Source organism: Christiangramia crocea, from assembly GCF_022410465.1.
GTDB classification, from domain to species: Bacteria; Bacteroidota; Bacteroidia; order Flavobacteriales; family Flavobacteriaceae; genus Christiangramia; species Christiangramia crocea.
The window spans coordinates 90526-105671 of the sequence record NZ_JAJSON010000024.1 but is presented as its reverse complement, the minus strand read 5'-3'; the positions used below and the strand labels follow the sequence as shown (position 1 = coordinate 105671).

At 40.2% G+C, this 15146-nt stretch carries 15 protein-coding genes; 4 read left to right on the top strand and 11 right to left on the bottom strand.

The features are described 5' to 3' along the window. Positions 1–8: 8 nt before the first annotated feature. Positions 9–476, bottom strand: a complete 468-nt coding sequence (locus tag LU635_RS11460; RefSeq protein WP_240099319.1) for a hypothetical protein — start codon at positions 474–476, stop codon at positions 9–11. 314 nt (positions 477–790) lie between these two features. Here LU635_RS11460 and LU635_RS11455 point away from each other — a divergent pair, with 314 nt between their 5' ends. The 4 genes from LU635_RS11455 to LU635_RS11440 all read left to right on the top strand — a co-directional run bounded on the left by LU635_RS11455 (position 791) and on the right by LU635_RS11440 (position 5360). Next, positions 791–1039 carry a DUF7218 family protein gene (locus tag LU635_RS11455; RefSeq protein ID WP_240099317.1) on the top strand — a complete coding sequence of 83 codons (249 nt, stop codon included), beginning with the start codon at positions 791–793 and terminating at the stop codon, positions 1037–1039. Between the two features lies 1 nt (position 1040). Further along, positions 1041–1817 carry a non-homologous end joining protein Ku gene (ku, locus tag LU635_RS11450; RefSeq protein ID WP_240099315.1) on the top strand — a complete coding sequence of 259 codons (777 nt, stop codon included), beginning with the start codon at positions 1041–1043 and terminating at the stop codon, positions 1815–1817. Beyond that, complete coding sequence (gene ligD / locus LU635_RS11445) at positions 1786–4239, top strand: DNA ligase D (protein ID WP_341482127.1); 2454 nt, start codon at positions 1786–1788, stop codon at positions 4237–4239. The genes ku and ligD overlap by 32 nt, the downstream gene beginning before the upstream one ends. An 83-nt stretch (positions 4240–4322) precedes the next feature. Next, complete coding sequence (locus LU635_RS11440; RefSeq protein WP_240099313.1) at positions 4323–5360, top strand: App1 family protein; 1038 nt, start codon at positions 4323–4325, stop codon at positions 5358–5360. A gap of 71 nt (positions 5361–5431) precedes the next feature. Here the strand turns inward: LU635_RS11440 and LU635_RS11435 are convergent, their stop codons facing one another. From LU635_RS11435 to metK, 10 genes are all read right to left on the bottom strand, one after another. Beyond that, on the bottom strand, positions 5432–6139 hold the full coding sequence (locus LU635_RS11435; protein ID WP_240099310.1) for a sterol desaturase family protein: 708 nt from the start codon (positions 6137–6139) through the stop codon (positions 5432–5434). Continuing rightward, positions 6114–6728: a deoxynucleoside kinase gene (locus tag LU635_RS11430; protein ID WP_240099308.1), complete on the bottom strand. Its 615-nt coding sequence runs from the start codon at positions 6726–6728 to the stop codon at positions 6114–6116. Before LU635_RS11430 ends, LU635_RS11435 begins: the two co-directional genes overlap by 26 nt. A gap of 159 nt (positions 6729–6887) precedes the next feature. Then, a complete protein-coding gene (locus LU635_RS11425) occupies positions 6888–7238 on the bottom strand; it encodes a DUF6122 family protein (RefSeq protein ID WP_240099306.1) in 351 nt (116 codons plus the stop codon). Between the two features lie 12 nt (positions 7239–7250). Beyond that, positions 7251–7583 (bottom strand): DUF202 domain-containing protein, encoded by a 333-nt coding sequence (locus LU635_RS11420; RefSeq protein ID WP_240099304.1) that lies wholly within the window; start codon positions 7581–7583, stop codon positions 7251–7253. 2 nt (positions 7584–7585) lie between these two features. Further along, positions 7586–9391: an SLC13 family permease gene (locus tag LU635_RS11415; RefSeq protein ID WP_240099302.1), complete on the bottom strand. Its 1806-nt coding sequence runs from the start codon at positions 9389–9391 to the stop codon at positions 7586–7588. 88 nt (positions 9392–9479) lie between these two features. After that, positions 9480–10415 (bottom strand): threonine ammonia-lyase, encoded by a 936-nt coding sequence (locus tag LU635_RS11410; RefSeq protein ID WP_423738490.1) that lies wholly within the window; start codon positions 10413–10415, stop codon positions 9480–9482. Between the two features lie 61 nt (positions 10416–10476). After that, positions 10477–10926 carry a universal stress protein gene (locus tag LU635_RS11405; RefSeq protein ID WP_240099297.1) on the bottom strand — a complete coding sequence of 150 codons (450 nt, stop codon included), beginning with the start codon at positions 10924–10926 and terminating at the stop codon, positions 10477–10479. Between the two features lie 18 nt (positions 10927–10944). Then, positions 10945–11874, bottom strand: a complete 930-nt coding sequence (locus LU635_RS11400) for a 2-hydroxyacid dehydrogenase (RefSeq protein ID WP_240099295.1) — start codon at positions 11872–11874, stop codon at positions 10945–10947. A gap of 23 nt (positions 11875–11897) precedes the next feature. Next, positions 11898–13262: an acyl-CoA dehydrogenase family protein gene (locus LU635_RS11395; RefSeq protein ID WP_240099293.1), complete on the bottom strand. Its 1365-nt coding sequence runs from the start codon at positions 13260–13262 to the stop codon at positions 11898–11900. A 115-nt stretch (positions 13263–13377) separates the two neighbouring features. Next, the gene (gene metK, locus LU635_RS11390; protein ID WP_240099291.1) at positions 13378–14640 is read right to left on the bottom strand and encodes a methionine adenosyltransferase; all 1263 of its coding nucleotides are present in this window, start codon (positions 14638–14640) and stop codon (positions 13378–13380) included. Positions 14641–15146: the final 506 nt, after the last annotated feature.

Below are 15146 nucleotides of genomic sequence, written 5' to 3'. Positions count from 1 at the left end.
GGGTTTTTTTATGCCACAGGAAACTTCATTATTCCTGTGTTATTCATTTCGCCTATATTGGTTTTTACTTTATGTTTATGTTCCAGGAGAACTGCTCTTACAGAGGCATGATTGATTTTTGACAGATACTTCTGATATTTTTTGAAGCTTTTAAATTCCCGTTTATAGACCTTGGCATAAGTATAATTCAATTTATATTTTAAATATAACTGCGAAAACTCGCAACGTCGTCGCTTATAAAAAGCCAGGAGCTTTGGATCTTCTATAGGAGAAATCTCCTTTTTAACCTGATCAATCTTTTTTTCTATGTCCTTTAAAAATGCCAGTTTTTGCGCATACAATTTCCGGTAGAAATTTCTAAGGATTAATCGCTTCTCATTTGAAAAGGCAATTTTATAAATAAATGCACTTTTATAATTCATTACCCTTAATTTCTCTAGTAATTCAATTGTCTCTTTTTTCTTCCATAAACGCATAAAAATTCCCCCTACTTTTTTTGATTTAACTGGATTTTAATATGGTCGCCTAAAATTAAAAGTAAGCTTCGATAATGACTAGATATTTAACTTATTTAACCCCTTATTATCATAAAGAGCGGGTATTTGTAAATAGAGTATTAAAGTTTTTTAAGCTGGGAAATGAGGTAAAGATTTACCGGATATCGTCCAGTTGCTAATAATCTTTTAATATGTAGGGTATTGTTGTTAAAAACTAGTTAATCAGGTCTTTATGGGGTTTATAAACATTCCTGATGTTGTAGTTTTAATTAGTAACTATAAATACTAATATTATGGCAAAAGATCATGGACCACAGATTAAGAATGATGAACAATACGAGGAGTTGCGGGATAAGGGAGTAAGCAAGGAGAAGGCAGCGCGCATTGCGAATGATCCTAAATCCGGAAAAAAAGGAGGGCACGCTGATGAGTATGAAGAAAGGACCAAGGAAGAGCTATATAAGAAGGCCAAGGAAGTAGGAATTGAAGGAAGGAGCGAGATGACTAAAAAGGAGCTTATAAAGGCTCTTAGAAATCGTTAGTATGAGATCTATCTGGAATGGTTCTATAAGTTTTGGTTTGGTTTCTATTCCTGTAAAATTATACTCAGGCTCAGAAGAAAGACGCCTGGAACTGGATATGCTGGACCGAAGGGACAATGCCCGTATTCGCTATAAAAGGGTGAACGAGGATACAGGAAAAGAAGTGGAATGGAAAGATATAGTAAAGGGATTTAAAAAGGATGATGGTTATGTAGTTCTGGAAAAGGAGGATTTCGAAAAGGCTAATATGAAGAAAAGTAAGACCATCGATATTGAAGAGTTTATTGATGAATCGCAGGTGGCAGATGTTTTGTTCAAGAAACCCTATTTCCTGGAACCTCAAAAGGAAGGCGGTAAATCTTATAATCTCCTGAGAGATGCATTAAAGAAGACCGGAAAGCAAGGGGTGGCCACTTTTGTGATGAGACAAAAGGAACATTTAAGTTTGATAGGTGTTTACAAGAACGCACTGGTCCTGCACACTATTAGATTTGCCGATGAGATTAGAAATCCATCTGATCTGAAACTTTCTACAACTAAAATCAAAAAGAAAGAAGTTGATATGGCTATCTCCCTGATAGAACAGTATACTTCCGATTTCGATTTCAAAAAATACAAGGATATCTATAACGATCAGCTAATGAAGATCATTAACTCTAAGGCTACTGGGAAGAAACCTGAAGCCGATGACTTTGAAAACAAACCTACTCCCGCAAAAGATCTCATGTCCCAGCTAAAGGCCAGTCTTGAAAAAAAGAATAAGAAAAAAGCATCCTGAAACGATGGGACTTGAAGACTACAGGCGAAAAAGGGATTTTAATAAAACTCCCGAACCATCTGCAGAATTAAACAACGAAAATAAAGGACGTTTCGTGATACAGCGGCACAAAGCCACCCGCCTTCATTATGATCTGCGGCTCGAAATGGAAGGCGTCCTGAAAAGCTGGGCCGTCCCCAAAGGGCCTTCTATGAATCCCGGCGATAAGAGATTGGCTATCCAGACCGAAGACCATCCGGTTAAATATTTAAATTTTGAAGGAACTATACCGAAGGGGAATTATGGGGCCGGGGAAATGTTTATCTGGGATGAAGGTATATATAAATCGGTACAGGATAATAGAGAACTTATAGATCAACTTGAAAATGGAAATCTGAAAATTGAGTTCTTCGGAAAGAAGCTAAAAGGAGAGTTTTCACTGATAATTACTAACAGGGGAGAAGGAAAGAACCAATGGTTACTAATAAAAAAGAAGGACAGGTATTCTACAGATCTGGACTACGATTCCGAGCTGTATATTCCTGAAAACCTTTCCCAGGAAATTAAAGTACGGGAACTGGATTCAGGAGATCCGGTAAAGCCAATGCTTGCCACTCTGCATAAGAAAATTTTCAACAAACCAGGCTGGATATATGAGTTGAAATGGGATGGCTACCGGATGATAGCAAATATTGAGGATGGAAAGGTATCTATACATTCCCGGAATGGTATTACTTATAATTCCAGATTTCCAAACCTTGTAAAAGATCTGGAGCGCATTCCTCATAATGTAATTTTAGATGGTGAAGTAGTAGTGCTTGACGAAACTGGAATACCTATTTTTCAGGAATTACAGAACTATGATTCTTCCACCAGTGGAAGTCTGAGGTTTTATGTTTTTGATATGCTTTTCCTTAATGGTCACAGTATGCTGGAACTCCCGTTACTGGAGAGAAAGAGCCTTATTCCTGAAGTTCTGGAAGATACTGTCCTTTCGGTTTACTGCGATCATGTGGAAGGAATGGGAACTACTTTTTTTGATAAGGCCGTGGAAGCGGGCATGGAAGGAGTGATCGCCAAAAAGGCCGATTCTGTTTATACTCCGGGTTATCGAAGTGAGAACTGGCTGAAAATAAAGGCTCATGAGAGTCAGGAAGCTTTGATCTGTGGTTACACAGATTCTGAAGGCTCTCCTTTTGGCTCTCTGATACTGGGAGTTTTTAAGGAAGCTATACTGGTCTATGTGGGGAATTGCGGTACAGGTTTTTCTTTTGACCAAAAGCGATCTCTGCTGAAAAAAATGGAAAAATTAAAGGTCAATGAAAGTCCTTTCCAGGGTCGACTTAATCTGAAGGGAAGAGCAGCTAATTGGATAAAGCCAGACCTCATTTGTGAAGTGGTTTTTTCAGAATGGACAAAAAAGGGCCGGATGAGGCATCCTGTTTATAAAGGCCTCAGGGAAGACAAAATTCCTGTAGAAATTCAAAAAGAAAGCGAAAATACAGGACTAAATAGTCGGGGAAAAGCGCCATCAAAATCCAACGCTCTTGAGGTCGACGGCCGGTTAATTAATTTTACAAACCTTGATAAGATCTACTGGCCCGATTCAGGTTTGCAAAAATATGACCTGATAGATTATTATATAAAAGTAGCCGATTGTATCCTGCCATATCTCAAAGATCGTCCCCAAAACCTGCACAGACATCCGAACGGGATTAATAAGAAAGGTTTTTATCAAAAAGATAATGAGGGCCTACTTGAAAAATGGATAAACACGACAAAAATATATTCAAAATCTAGCGATCGGGATATTGAGTATATGCTTTGCCAGGATGAAGCTACCTTGCTTTATATGGCGAATTTAGGATGTATCGAGATAAATCCGTGGAACTCCCGCATCCAGAATTTAGAAAGACCCGACTATGCTGTTATTGATCTGGACCCTTCAGAGCAAAATAATTTTGATGAAGTGATAGAAGTAGCTAAGGTTGCCAAAGAAATCCTGGACCAGGCTCATATTAAAGCTTATTGTAAGACAACGGGTTCCAGAGGGATTCATATCTACATGCCCCTTGGAGCAAATTACACTTATGAAGAAGCCAGAGATTTTACAAAAATTATCTGTTATTTCATTTTGGAGAGAACAAAAAAATTGACCAGTATGGAAAGGACTGTGAGGAATAGAAAGGGAAAGATCTATTTGGATTATCTTCAAAACCGAAGGGGTCAGACGTTGGCTGCTCCCTATTGTGTCAGGCCTAAAAAGTCGGCGCCGGTTTCTGCTCCTGTCGAATGGAAGGAACTGAAACGGGGATTGAAGATCACCGATTTTACTCTTAAGAATATGCCTTCAAGACTGGATAAAAAAGGAGATATTTTTAAAGGAGTACTTTCTGAGAGCATAGAAATGGAAAAAGCCTTGTATCGCCTGGAACAGCTCTAGATATTAAATATTTTATAAAACTAGGCATTAAAACAAAGGCTTTTGACAATAAGAACTAACTTGAAAGCAAAGCGTCAACTTTAATGATCAAACGTTTTAAGAAAATCATTGGCCGTTACCGGAATCTGGAACAGGTTTATGTGCTGCCATACCGAAGTTATGGAACCTATTCCCATTTATATGTAAAAGGAAGAGTCTTAGATAATGAGCCGCTTAAAATTGTAAAGGACCAATCCTTTTTTAAAACCATTAAAAACACCTACAAGCAGTTCGATAGTTTTGAGATTCCTGATGCCCTTATGGAGCTTGTAATTCCGGATAAGATAAACCTAAGGGAAATGACTAACGATGAGGGCTACTTCCTTTTTAAAAAGACCATTGACAAAAACCTTTCAGAACATGCTAATGAGGAAGGCTGGGTAGAATATGAGATTTATTATCGCAATGAGTTAGGGGAGAGGACCGAACTCCTGGCCAATCCATTCCGTGGAGAATTCCTGGTGCCACAGGTGGATGCTGAATTTGGAGTGATAAGCGATATTGATGATACTATTCTGCACACAGGAGTCACTTCTTTTCTAAAATGGCGGCTGCTTAAGAACTCACTTTTAACCAATGCCTACAAACGTATTCCCTTAAAGGATGCGCCAGATCTCTATCAAAAGCTTCATAAGGGGAAGAGTGGAAAGAATAAGAATCCAATGTTTTATTTGAGTAACAGTCCGTGGAATTTATATGAGTACCTGAGATTGTTCCTGGATTATAACAAATTCCCCAAAGGACCAATTCTGCTCAGGGATTTTAGAACACCGTTTGAAAGTACTCTCAAACCCGAAAAGCCTCATAAACAGAAGGAAATTACCAATATCCTGAAAACTTATCCTGACTTGAAATTTATCCTGATTGGTGATAGCGGGGAACATGATGCAAGTATCTATACCGATATTGCCGCCCAGTATTCAGACAGGATACTTGCAATATACCTCAGAAGTGTAAAGCATAAAAGGAGAATGGAACGGGTAAAGAGTCTGATCGATAATTTTGATACTGTGCCAGTGCTTTTAGCTGAAAACTCCAATGAAGCCGAAAAGCATGCCCGTGAGAACGGCTTTATTCAGTAACGTTTTGATATAAAAAGATCCCGGAAGTCCGGGATATTTAATCTTGTACCATTGAAAGCCGTCGAAATGTGCTAACTGGGATCGATACTGGTGCCTACCTTTGCACGTTCACTCTTAGGTGATTGTCTGGGCATTGTTCTGAAAATATGATCCCATAATGGAGAAGATACTCCAAATGCCCTGTCCGGCTCACGATAATGATGAATACTATGATGGTGCCAGAGAGTCTTCAGGAAATTATTAGGCACCTTGAATGCATGTACCGAATAGTGGACCGCGAGATAACCAGCATAGCCTATAAGAAATCCTGCTAAGAACCCAAAAACATAATCTCCAAGCACGGCACGGTAAATAATGAATAATACCGTAGCAATAATAAGGCTTAGAACGGGCGGCATGGCCAGTCTTGATTTATCTTTTGGGTAATCATGATGAACCCCGTGCATAGTATAGGAGATTTTTTGTCTTCTAGGTGTGGTTGCCGGGATGTGGTATAGATACCTGTGCATTAGATACTCCACCAGGGTGAAAAAGAAGAGACCTGCAAAAAATAACAGGACCATTTCCGGCACTTCAAATCCTTTCTCAATGATCCCGTAATAGATCAGGGCTGCGGCAATGATTCCAAAAATTATCAGGGGGATCGAGATGTGAGTATGTGTTAGTTTCTCAAGGATCGGATTATTAAACAACTTTGGTGATCCTTTATGTTTTGGTCTTTTTAGTTTTGTAGATTCCATAATTTCAATACTGTTAAAAAAGTCCGTGTAGTTCTCCATCGATCCGGTTTATGATACCCCCCAGATCTTCAGGATTATTTACAAAGTTAATATTATCAACGTCAATAATTAGTAGATTTCCTTTGTCATAGGTATGTACCCATGCTTCATATCTCTCATTCAAACGACTTAAATAGTCTATGGAAATGGAGTTTTCATATTCCCTGCCACGACTGTGAATCTGGGAAACAAGGTTGGGGATAGTACTTCTTAGATAGATAAGAAGATCAGGTCCCTGAACCACGCTTTCCATAAGGTCAAATAGAGATTTGTAATTCTCAAAATCCCTGTTGGTCATTAAGCCCATGGCATGAAGGTTAGGAGCAAAAATATACGCGTCTTCATATATGGTTCTGTCCTGAACAATCTTTTTTCCGCTCTCTCTTATTTGAAGGATCTGCCGGAACCTGCTGTTAAGAAAGTAGATTTGAAGGTTAAACGACCATCGCTCCATTTTGTTATAAAAATCCTCCAGATAGGGGTTTTCAAGAACATCCTCAAAATGGGGTTCCCATTTATAATGTTTTGCTAATAATTTAGTTAGAGTGGTTTTTCCTGCACCAATGTTTCCTGCGATGGCTACATGCATAATAAATATTTTACTGCCCTGGTTAGATTAGGTTGATTGTATTCTCAATTTTTCAAGGGAGTAAAGATAATAGATTTAAGATAAAACCGGGGTTTAAGCAAGAGACAGAATAGTTAAAAAAAGTTATTTTTTATGCTATAAATTAGCAGGTTCAACCACTTAAAATATATCCTGAAGACAGGGTGCGCAACGGGCGTACGTCCAGATACAGTCAACAAAATCGGTTAACATATGAAAGAATAGCCCAATAAAGATCAGTCTTATCACTTTGTGGTTAATGAATATCATTCCAAGTACATAAGCGGTAATTGCCAGTTCAGAATGTAAGGGATGGAAGCCAATTCCGCATCTTTCAGGGTCAAAAATAGGGGTGGCCATAAGGTGATCCAGATCAACCAGCATAGTAGCAGCCAGAATCAGCCAGTATTTCAGCCAGTTTTCTTTATCATAAAGGTAGGCGATAATTCCAATAACCAGAAAATGTAGGGAGTAATGAACGATTTGCTGCACCTGAACTAGCCTTTAATTTTTATGTGAATCGTCATTATCATTATCCTCACGTAGTAATTTCATAAGTTTTCTTTCAAGTGCAATATATCTGGAAACTCCCACTAATAAAAAAAGCAGACAAATAAATAAAGCCAGATAACCTACCCACATCAGACTGATGCCCTGATATTCCTTGATCTGAAGCAACGCCAGTCCGCTTATGAGAAGATAGATGGAAGCTCTGATGTATGATAACAAGGTACGTTCATTGGCCAGTTTTGTACGTTCCAGCGCAAGATGTTCCCTTATCAGTTTTTCATCGATCAGTCTTGTTTTAAATGGGTTGTGTAATTTTACTTTTCTCATAGCTAAAAAGGAAAAAATATTGGTATTAAAAATGATGCCGCAATCCAGATGATAAAGTTAAGGGGTGTGCCGAACTTTAAAAAATCCCGGAACCTGTAATTTCCTGGTGCATAAACCATCGTATTCACCGGATAGCTAACCGGGGTCATAAAGGTAAGCGAACATGCGAACATAACCCCTATGAGAAATGGTTTCTCACTAACCTGCATCGCAGCGGCCAGGCTAATTACTATGGGTGTCATTAACGCAGCAGCGGCTTTGCTAGAAAGTACATTAGTAGACAAAAAGGTGAACAGGAAAATAAGACTTAAAGTCCACCGCGGATCCATATCTCCTAAAGACTCATAGATATATTGGGAAATAATATCAGAGCCACCGGTCTTTTCCAGGGCTTTTCCCATAGAGAGTACCCCGGCAACCATAAAGATCACCTTCCATTCTATGGCCTCATAGGCTTCCTGTGGTTTGAGTATTGTTAAAGTAACCAGGAGGAGACTTCCAATCATCGCACTTATCAGAATTGAAGTAATGTTAAATGCAGCGGCACTTACAACGCCAATTACAATAAGAATCGCAGGAATTGCCTTTTTATAGTTCACTCTTCTTCCCTGATATTCGGAAAGGGTTACGATCAGTTTTTCTGAAGTTAATAATGAAATGGCCTTTTCGGATGCGAAAAGCAGCATCATATCTCCCTCTTTGAGAACCACATTTGAAACATCTTCCGTAATAGTTTCCTTTCGATGCCGTATCGCCAGGACCGAAGCATAATAGGTGCTTCTGAAATTAAGCTGCTTTATGGATCTGCCCGCAAGTTCCGAACCATAAGGGATCATCACTTCGTAAACCTTTTTTTCTTCATTCGGGGGGGAGTCATTAGAAGGAATTCTATCATTTGGTGTAACATTCCTTATGTTTTCTTTGTCCCCAATTACTGAAACTCCTCTTTTAACTTTTAGTTTCGCCATATTAACGGGATCTACAAGAATGCGAACCAGATCATTTTCCCTGAGTACAGTCTCCCCGTTGATCTCATAAACCCTGTAATGCTTTCTTTTGATTCGCAGGATCTGAACCTTATAATCGTTCACCAGTTTTGACTGTGCTATAGATCTGTTTACATCATCACTCTCCTGATGCAGTTTGATCTCTGCCATGTATTTCTCTGCTTCCTTTTTCAATCCTGCTTCTTCCGGAAGACTTCTTTTGGGAAGCATTATAGGCCCTACGATAAAAATATAAGTCATTCCAATAGTCAGCAAACAAAGTGCAGCCAGCGAAAATTCGAACATCCCAAAACCATCGGAACCTAATTTCTCTGCATAACTGCTTACCAGGATATTTGTGGAGGTTCCCACCAGGGTACAGGTGCCTCCAAATAATGCTGAAAAGGAAATAGGAATCAGTAATCTTGAGGGACTAATCCCAGCTTCGCGACATACCAGTAAAGCCACGGGAATGAATATCGCTACCACTGCAGAATCGTTGATGAAAGCCGAAAGAACCGCTGCAGTACTACAAAGGGAGACAAGTGCCAGGAAATAATTAATACGTGCGATCTGGATAAGCTTGGCACTTAATCCATCAATGATCCCCGATTTAAATACCGCGGCACTCACAACAAACATACAGCCAAGAGTGATGGTTGCCGGGTGATTGAAACCGGAAAAGCCCTCTTCCGGACTTAAAACACCGGAGACTATAAAAAGAGCCATGATGATGATGGAGGTGGTATCTATCGAAAAATAATCGCGGACAAAGAGAATGATGCCAATGATAATTATCGCGACGGTTAGATAGAGCTCCATTTAAACCAAGTTTAGTTTAAATATACAGTAAGTTTCTATCCAATAAAAGGGCTAAAACTCAAATGGACCTAAAAATTAGACAGTTAAGCTAGAAAGGAAGTCGTTCAAGGTCTACATTTCCGCCGGAAATTACAATGCCGATCTTTTTATTACTGAATTGTTCTTTTTCCCTGATTATTGCTGCGAGAGCCACTGCACTGGATGGTTCTACGATGATTTTCATTCGTTCCCATATAAGTCTTAAAGCTGACTTTATTTCTTCTTCTGAAACCCTGATGATCCTGTCAATATTTTCCAGGATGATAGGAAAGTTGATATCTCCAAGATTGGTCTTTAGGCCATCAGCTATAGTATTTGCAGACTCATTAGTTTCAATTCTTCCACTTTGCATAGACCTCCAGGCGTCATCAGCCTCCATAGGTTCTGCTCCTATACATCTACAATTATTTCCAAAATATTTTGCGGCAAGAGCACTTCCGGCGATCAGGCCACCACCACCTACGGGAGTGATCACATAATCAAGGTTGGGGTGGTCCTGTAATAGTTCAATGGCTGCAGTTCCCTGCCCGAGTATCACATCCAGATCGTTGGAAGGATGGATAAAAGTGGCCCCTGTTTTTTCCTCAATTCCGGAGGCCGTTTCTTCACGGTCTTTGAGCGTTGAAGGGCATTCTGTGATCTGGCCGCCATAAGTTCTCACCGCAGCTTTTTTTACTTCGGGGGCACTTTCGGGCATTACGATATAAGCGGGTACATTCAGACTTTTTGCAGCTAGCGAAAGTGCCTGGGCAAAATTCCCTGATGAATGGGTCACCACTCCTTTTTTTCTTTGTGCCTCATTCAGGCTCATGATCGCATTGGCGGCACCCCTCATCTTGAATGCCCCCATTCTCTGAAAATTTTCGCATTTGAACCAAAGCTCAGTCCCGGTAATTTCATTTAAAAGTCGTGATTTCATTACAGGAGTACGGTGAATATAGGGTTCAATTCTCTCCTGTACTTTTTGTAGCTGAAGCTTTGTTATTTCCAAAATTCTAAAGTTTGGATGAAGTTAAAAAATCCGCTGAATTTCCGAGTACTATTTTTTAACCTTCATCTATCGGAATAGTCAGCATGGGAATTTCAGCCTTTTTAATCAGCTCCAATGAGACATTCTCCTGAAGCAGGTTATGAAGAAAACTGTGCTTGTGAGTACCCACGATCAGCAGATCAATATTCAGTTTTTTGGCCTCGTCCAGTACGGTCTCTACCGTAGATCCCTGGATCAGAAGTGCTTCAGATTCAATATCTGCACTGATAAAATTCTTGCATACCTCCTGCAGATTATGATGTTCCTCGCGATATTCTTCAGCTTTGATATCCCTGATATATTGCGGTCCAGGTTCGTAGCCCACAAAATCGGGTTCAGGTTCTGCCACGTGCAAAACCCAGATCTTGGAATTGAATTTTTCGGCCAGGCCTTCAGCATAAACCATCAATTCGCCTATACTGTCATTAAAATCAATAGCTACCATGATATTCTTTAATGTATCCATCCTTATAAGTTTTAGTTATCAGTATCCTTTGTCTATTTCTACCCTGTTTTTCAAGGGTTCGTCCTCTTTCATCCTTTCGTAATTTTCAACGATTTGAGGCACCACAGAATTAGGATTGGTAAGGCTGGCAATATGAGGCGTTATGTTTATTTTTTCATGTTCCCAGAAAGGGTGTTCATCCGGAAGGGGTTCTTCCCTGAAAACATCCAGAGAGGCTCCGGAAAGATGACCGTTATCTATCATTTTCATCAGGTCGTGTTCAACGAGATGCTGGCCGCGGGCTACGTTTATTATGTATGCTCCTTCAGGAAGCATATCAAACAGGTCGGCATTGAGTATGTTTTCGGTATCCTTGGTGAGAGGAAGCAGACATACGAGAATTTCCGAATTCTGAAGAAACTCTTCCAGTTGTTCCTTACCGTGGAAGCTGGTTACATTTTCACAATCTTTCTCAGTCCTGGACCATCCATAGATATGGAAACCATTTTTATGTAGTTTATCGGCAACCGCATTCCCAAGAACTCCCATTCCCATGATCCCAATCTTTGTATCTTTGGGTCTCTGATATTGAAAACGATCCCATTTCTTTTGTTTTTGTGCTTTTGTGTAATAGTGCAGACCGCGAATATGATTCATTACCTGGCTGAGTACAAAATCGCTCATATCCTCGGTAAGTCTTTCATCTACCACCTTGGTTACCTTAATGCCTTCAGGCAGGCCGGTATCGCTTAAGATGTGATCTACCCCTGCACCCATACTTGCGATGACTTTAAGGTTCGGATAATTTTTGAAAAGCCCACGTGGATGATTCCAGCAGAGAGCGAATTCCACTTCCTCATTATCATGATCTTCAGGATAAACATATATATTCATTCCCGGATGCTGATTCTTCAATTCATTTACCCAATTCTCCGGATCCTTCCCGGGGCATACAATTAATACTGACATAAATTTTCTTTCGTTTTCATTTTTTAACTTATAAAGGCGCTGTAGCCGGTGATGGCTCGCCCTACAATTAGTGAGTTTATCTCTTTCGTTCCTTCATAACTGTAGATCGCCTCAGCGTCTGCAACAAACCTTGCTACATCATATTCAAGTAAAATTCCATTACCTCCCATAACCTCTCTGGCCCGGCTAACTATATCTCTCATTCTCATGCTGCAATATACCTTGGCGAGGCTGGCATGTTCATCGGTGAGCATTCCCTGGTCCTGCATTTCTGAAAGCCTGAAGCATAGGGTTTGCATGGAGGTGAGGTTGGAAAGCATTTCCACAAGATGGTCCTGTATCAGCTGAAAAGAAGCGATAGGACGTCCAAATTGTTCCCTTTTTTTGGTGTATTTCAGGGCGCTTTCATAAGCTCCGCGGGAACAGCCTACTGCCTGCCAGGCCACCGCAGCCCTCGTCATTCGAAGCACATTGGCGGTATCTTTAAACGAATTGGCATTCTGCAGCCGGTCACTCTCCGGTACTTTACAATCCTTTAAGGTGATGATGGCATTCTGAACTATTCTCAATGCCATTTTATCCTTAATCTTCTCTGTTTTGAATCCCGGATTTTCTTTTTTTACCAGGAATCCTTTTACTCTGTTCGAATCCAGGTCCCTTGCCCAGATAATGGTCACATCAGCAAAAGTGGCATTCCCTATCCATTTTTTCTGACCATTCAAAATCCAGTTTTCCCCATCAAATTTACAGGTGGTCTCCAGGCCTCCGGCTACTCCTGAACCTACATTAGGTTCGGTAAGCCCAAAGGCACCAATCTTTTCAAGCTTCTGCATTTTGGGAAGCCATTCCTGTTTCTGTTCTTCACTTCCGCAGAGATATATTGAGCCCATCGCAAGCCCACTATGTACTCCGAAAAACGTGGAAACAGAAACATCTACCCTGGCCAGTTCCTGGGCGATGATCCCTTCCATTAGAAAAGGAAGATTAGGACAGCCATAACCTTCATATGGTACTCCTACTATATCTATTTTTTTGAACTTTTCAATGATCTCGAATGGGAACTGGTCTTTTTTCCAGTATTCGTTTACAAGTGGCCGAATTTCTTCTTCCATGAAATTACGCACTTTCATCTGGATTTCTCTTTGTTGCTCAGTTAATTTCAGGTCCAGATTATAAAAATCACCATCGATGGGAGGCAGGTCATGCTGGCCTTTTCTGCGTTTTGTTTTTAACATTTTCATCAAACCGGCCAGCTGGCGCTCATCTAATTCTCCTAGACTTTTCATGGCATCGGCCAGATCAATTTTTTCATTGATCTTCGCCAGTTGATCCATATCTACCGACTTTAAAAGGCGGATGGTGTTTTTTACTTTTTTGAATAAAGACATAGGAAAATCCTCTTGGTGAGTTTTAAAAGTAGAAATAAATAAAGCTCACAGCTGTTAAGGTTTTCCGAAGAAATGATAAAAAAAGGCCGCTCAGTGGCGGCCTTAAGAATTTTTATTAATTGTTTATCGGAATAGCTTCCTTCACCTGGTCTACATAATCCAGCTTCTCCCAGGTAAATAATTCCACTTCTTTGGTGATCTTTCCGTTGTATGGACTTTCAAAGACCTTGGTCACTTTTTTGGGTTCCTTACCCATATGTCCATAAGCAGCAGTTTCCCGGTAGATAGGACTCCTGAGTTTTAAACGATCTTCTATAGCGGCTGGCCGCATATCAAAGATCTGTTTGACTTTCTCGGCGATCTGTCCATCGGTTAGATCGGTGTTCTTTTTCCCGTAGGTGTATACTGAAATTGAAGTGGGCTCAACCACCCCGATCGCATAGGAAACCTGAACAAGGACTTCAGGAGCAACTCCCGCAGCCACCAGGTTTTTGGCAATATGTCTTGAGGCATAAGCGGCCGAACGGTCTACCTTGGAAGGATCCTTTCCTGAAAAAGCACCACCGCCGTGAGCTCCCTTACCCCCGTAGGTATCTACAATGATCTTTCTTCCGGTAAGTCCGGCATCCCCATGAGGTCCGCCAATCACAAATTTACCGGTCGGGTTGATGTGATAAACAATATCGTCATTGAACAATTTCTGAACATATTCAGGTAAATGTTTCTTCACCCGTGGAATAAGGATCTCGATGATATCTTTCTTGATTTTTTTCAACATGGCCTCATCGTCCTTATCGAATTCATCGTGCTGAGTAGAAACCACTATGGCTACGATTCTTTCTGGCACATTATCGTCGCTGTATTCTATGGTTACCTGACTTTTGGAATCGGGACGTAGATAATCTATATCTTTTCCTTCTCTTCTCAACTTGGCCAGTTCAATAAGGATCTTATGAGAGATATCCAGGGCCAGGGGCATATAATTTTCTGTTTCATTGGTGGCGTAACCGAACATCATTCCCTGGTCGCCAGCACCCTGTTCTTCTTTTTTGCCTCGATCTACTCCCTGGTAAATCTCCTGGGATTGTTCATGGATCAAGGAGATCACACCACAGGAATCACCACTGAATTTATAGGCTCCTTTGGTATAACCAATATCATTGATCACATCCCGGGCAATATTCTGAACATCCAGATAAGTATTGCTTCTCACTTCACCTGCGAGAACCACCTGGCCCGTTGTTACCAAAGTTTCACAGGCTACCTTTGACTCTTCGTCAAAAGCCAGGAAATTATCTAATAAGGTGTCGCTGATCTGATCTGCGATTTTATCCGGATGCCCTTCAGATACACTTTCTGAAGTAAATAAATAAGCCATTCAATTCCTTTTTTAAGTTTATACGAATGGAAAAATTTGACGTGAAAGGCTAATAGGAGTGTGAAAAACTACTGCTTTAGCATTTTAATATGTACTACAAAACATGTGGTACATTTTAGGGTTGCAATCAGTCAAATCTGTCCCTTTCAATAATTCGGTTACAAATGTATGAAAATTAGTATGACGGCAAATTGATTTAACGTCATTTTATCCTAATTTCTGTCATTGCGATAACATATAAAATATAGGGTATTATTATTTTAGTATGCATCCGGGCGTTGCGCTTCGCCCTTTTTGGGCTCAGGCCGGGCTTTCGCGACTCGCTTCCCGATAAAAAAATCGGGAGAGCTTAAACATTTCGCTCAAACCCTAACGCAGTCTTTTTCGAAGAAAATTAAAAAACTCAGGAGTAAATTCCGATATTCTTGAAATATCGATCAAATAATTAAATTTCAATAATTCTTCTGTAATCGCTTGGAAATTAAAAATGTGTGTTGTTATCTTTG

Excerpts from the sequence above, each read along its gene's own strand:
- LU635_RS11395 (WP_240099293.1), bottom strand. The coding sequence starts at position 13,262 with ATGTCTTTATTCAAAAAAGTAAAAAACACCATCCGCCTTTTAAAGTCG.
- LU635_RS11415 (WP_240099302.1), bottom strand. The coding sequence starts at position 9,391 with ATGGAGCTCTATCTAACCGTCGCGATAATTATCATTGGCATCATTCTC.
- LU635_RS11455 (WP_240099317.1), top strand. The coding sequence starts at position 791 with ATGGCAAAAGATCATGGACCACAGATTAAGAATGATGAACAATACGAG.
- LU635_RS11460 (WP_240099319.1), bottom strand. The coding sequence starts at position 476 with ATGCGTTTATGGAAGAAAAAAGAGACAATTGAATTACTAGAGAAATTA.
- ku (WP_240099315.1), top strand. The coding sequence starts at position 1,041 with ATGAGATCTATCTGGAATGGTTCTATAAGTTTTGGTTTGGTTTCTATT.
- LU635_RS11440 (WP_240099313.1), top strand. The coding sequence starts at position 4,323 with ATGATCAAACGTTTTAAGAAAATCATTGGCCGTTACCGGAATCTGGAA.
- LU635_RS11435 (WP_240099310.1), bottom strand. The coding sequence starts at position 6,139 with ATGGAGAACTACACGGACTTTTTTAACAGTATTGAAATTATGGAATCT.
- LU635_RS11405 (WP_240099297.1), bottom strand. The coding sequence starts at position 10,926 with ATGGATACATTAAAGAATATCATGGTAGCTATTGATTTTAATGACAGT.
- LU635_RS11430 (WP_240099308.1), bottom strand. The coding sequence starts at position 6,728 with ATGCATGTAGCCATCGCAGGAAACATTGGTGCAGGAAAAACCACTCTA.
- metK (WP_240099291.1), bottom strand. The coding sequence starts at position 14,640 with ATGGCTTATTTATTTACTTCAGAAAGTGTATCTGAAGGGCATCCGGAT.
- LU635_RS11420 (WP_240099304.1), bottom strand. The coding sequence starts at position 7,583 with ATGAGAAAAGTAAAATTACACAACCCATTTAAAACAAGACTGATCGAT.
- LU635_RS11400 (WP_240099295.1), bottom strand. The coding sequence starts at position 11,874 with ATGTCAGTATTAATTGTATGCCCCGGGAAGGATCCGGAGAATTGGGTA.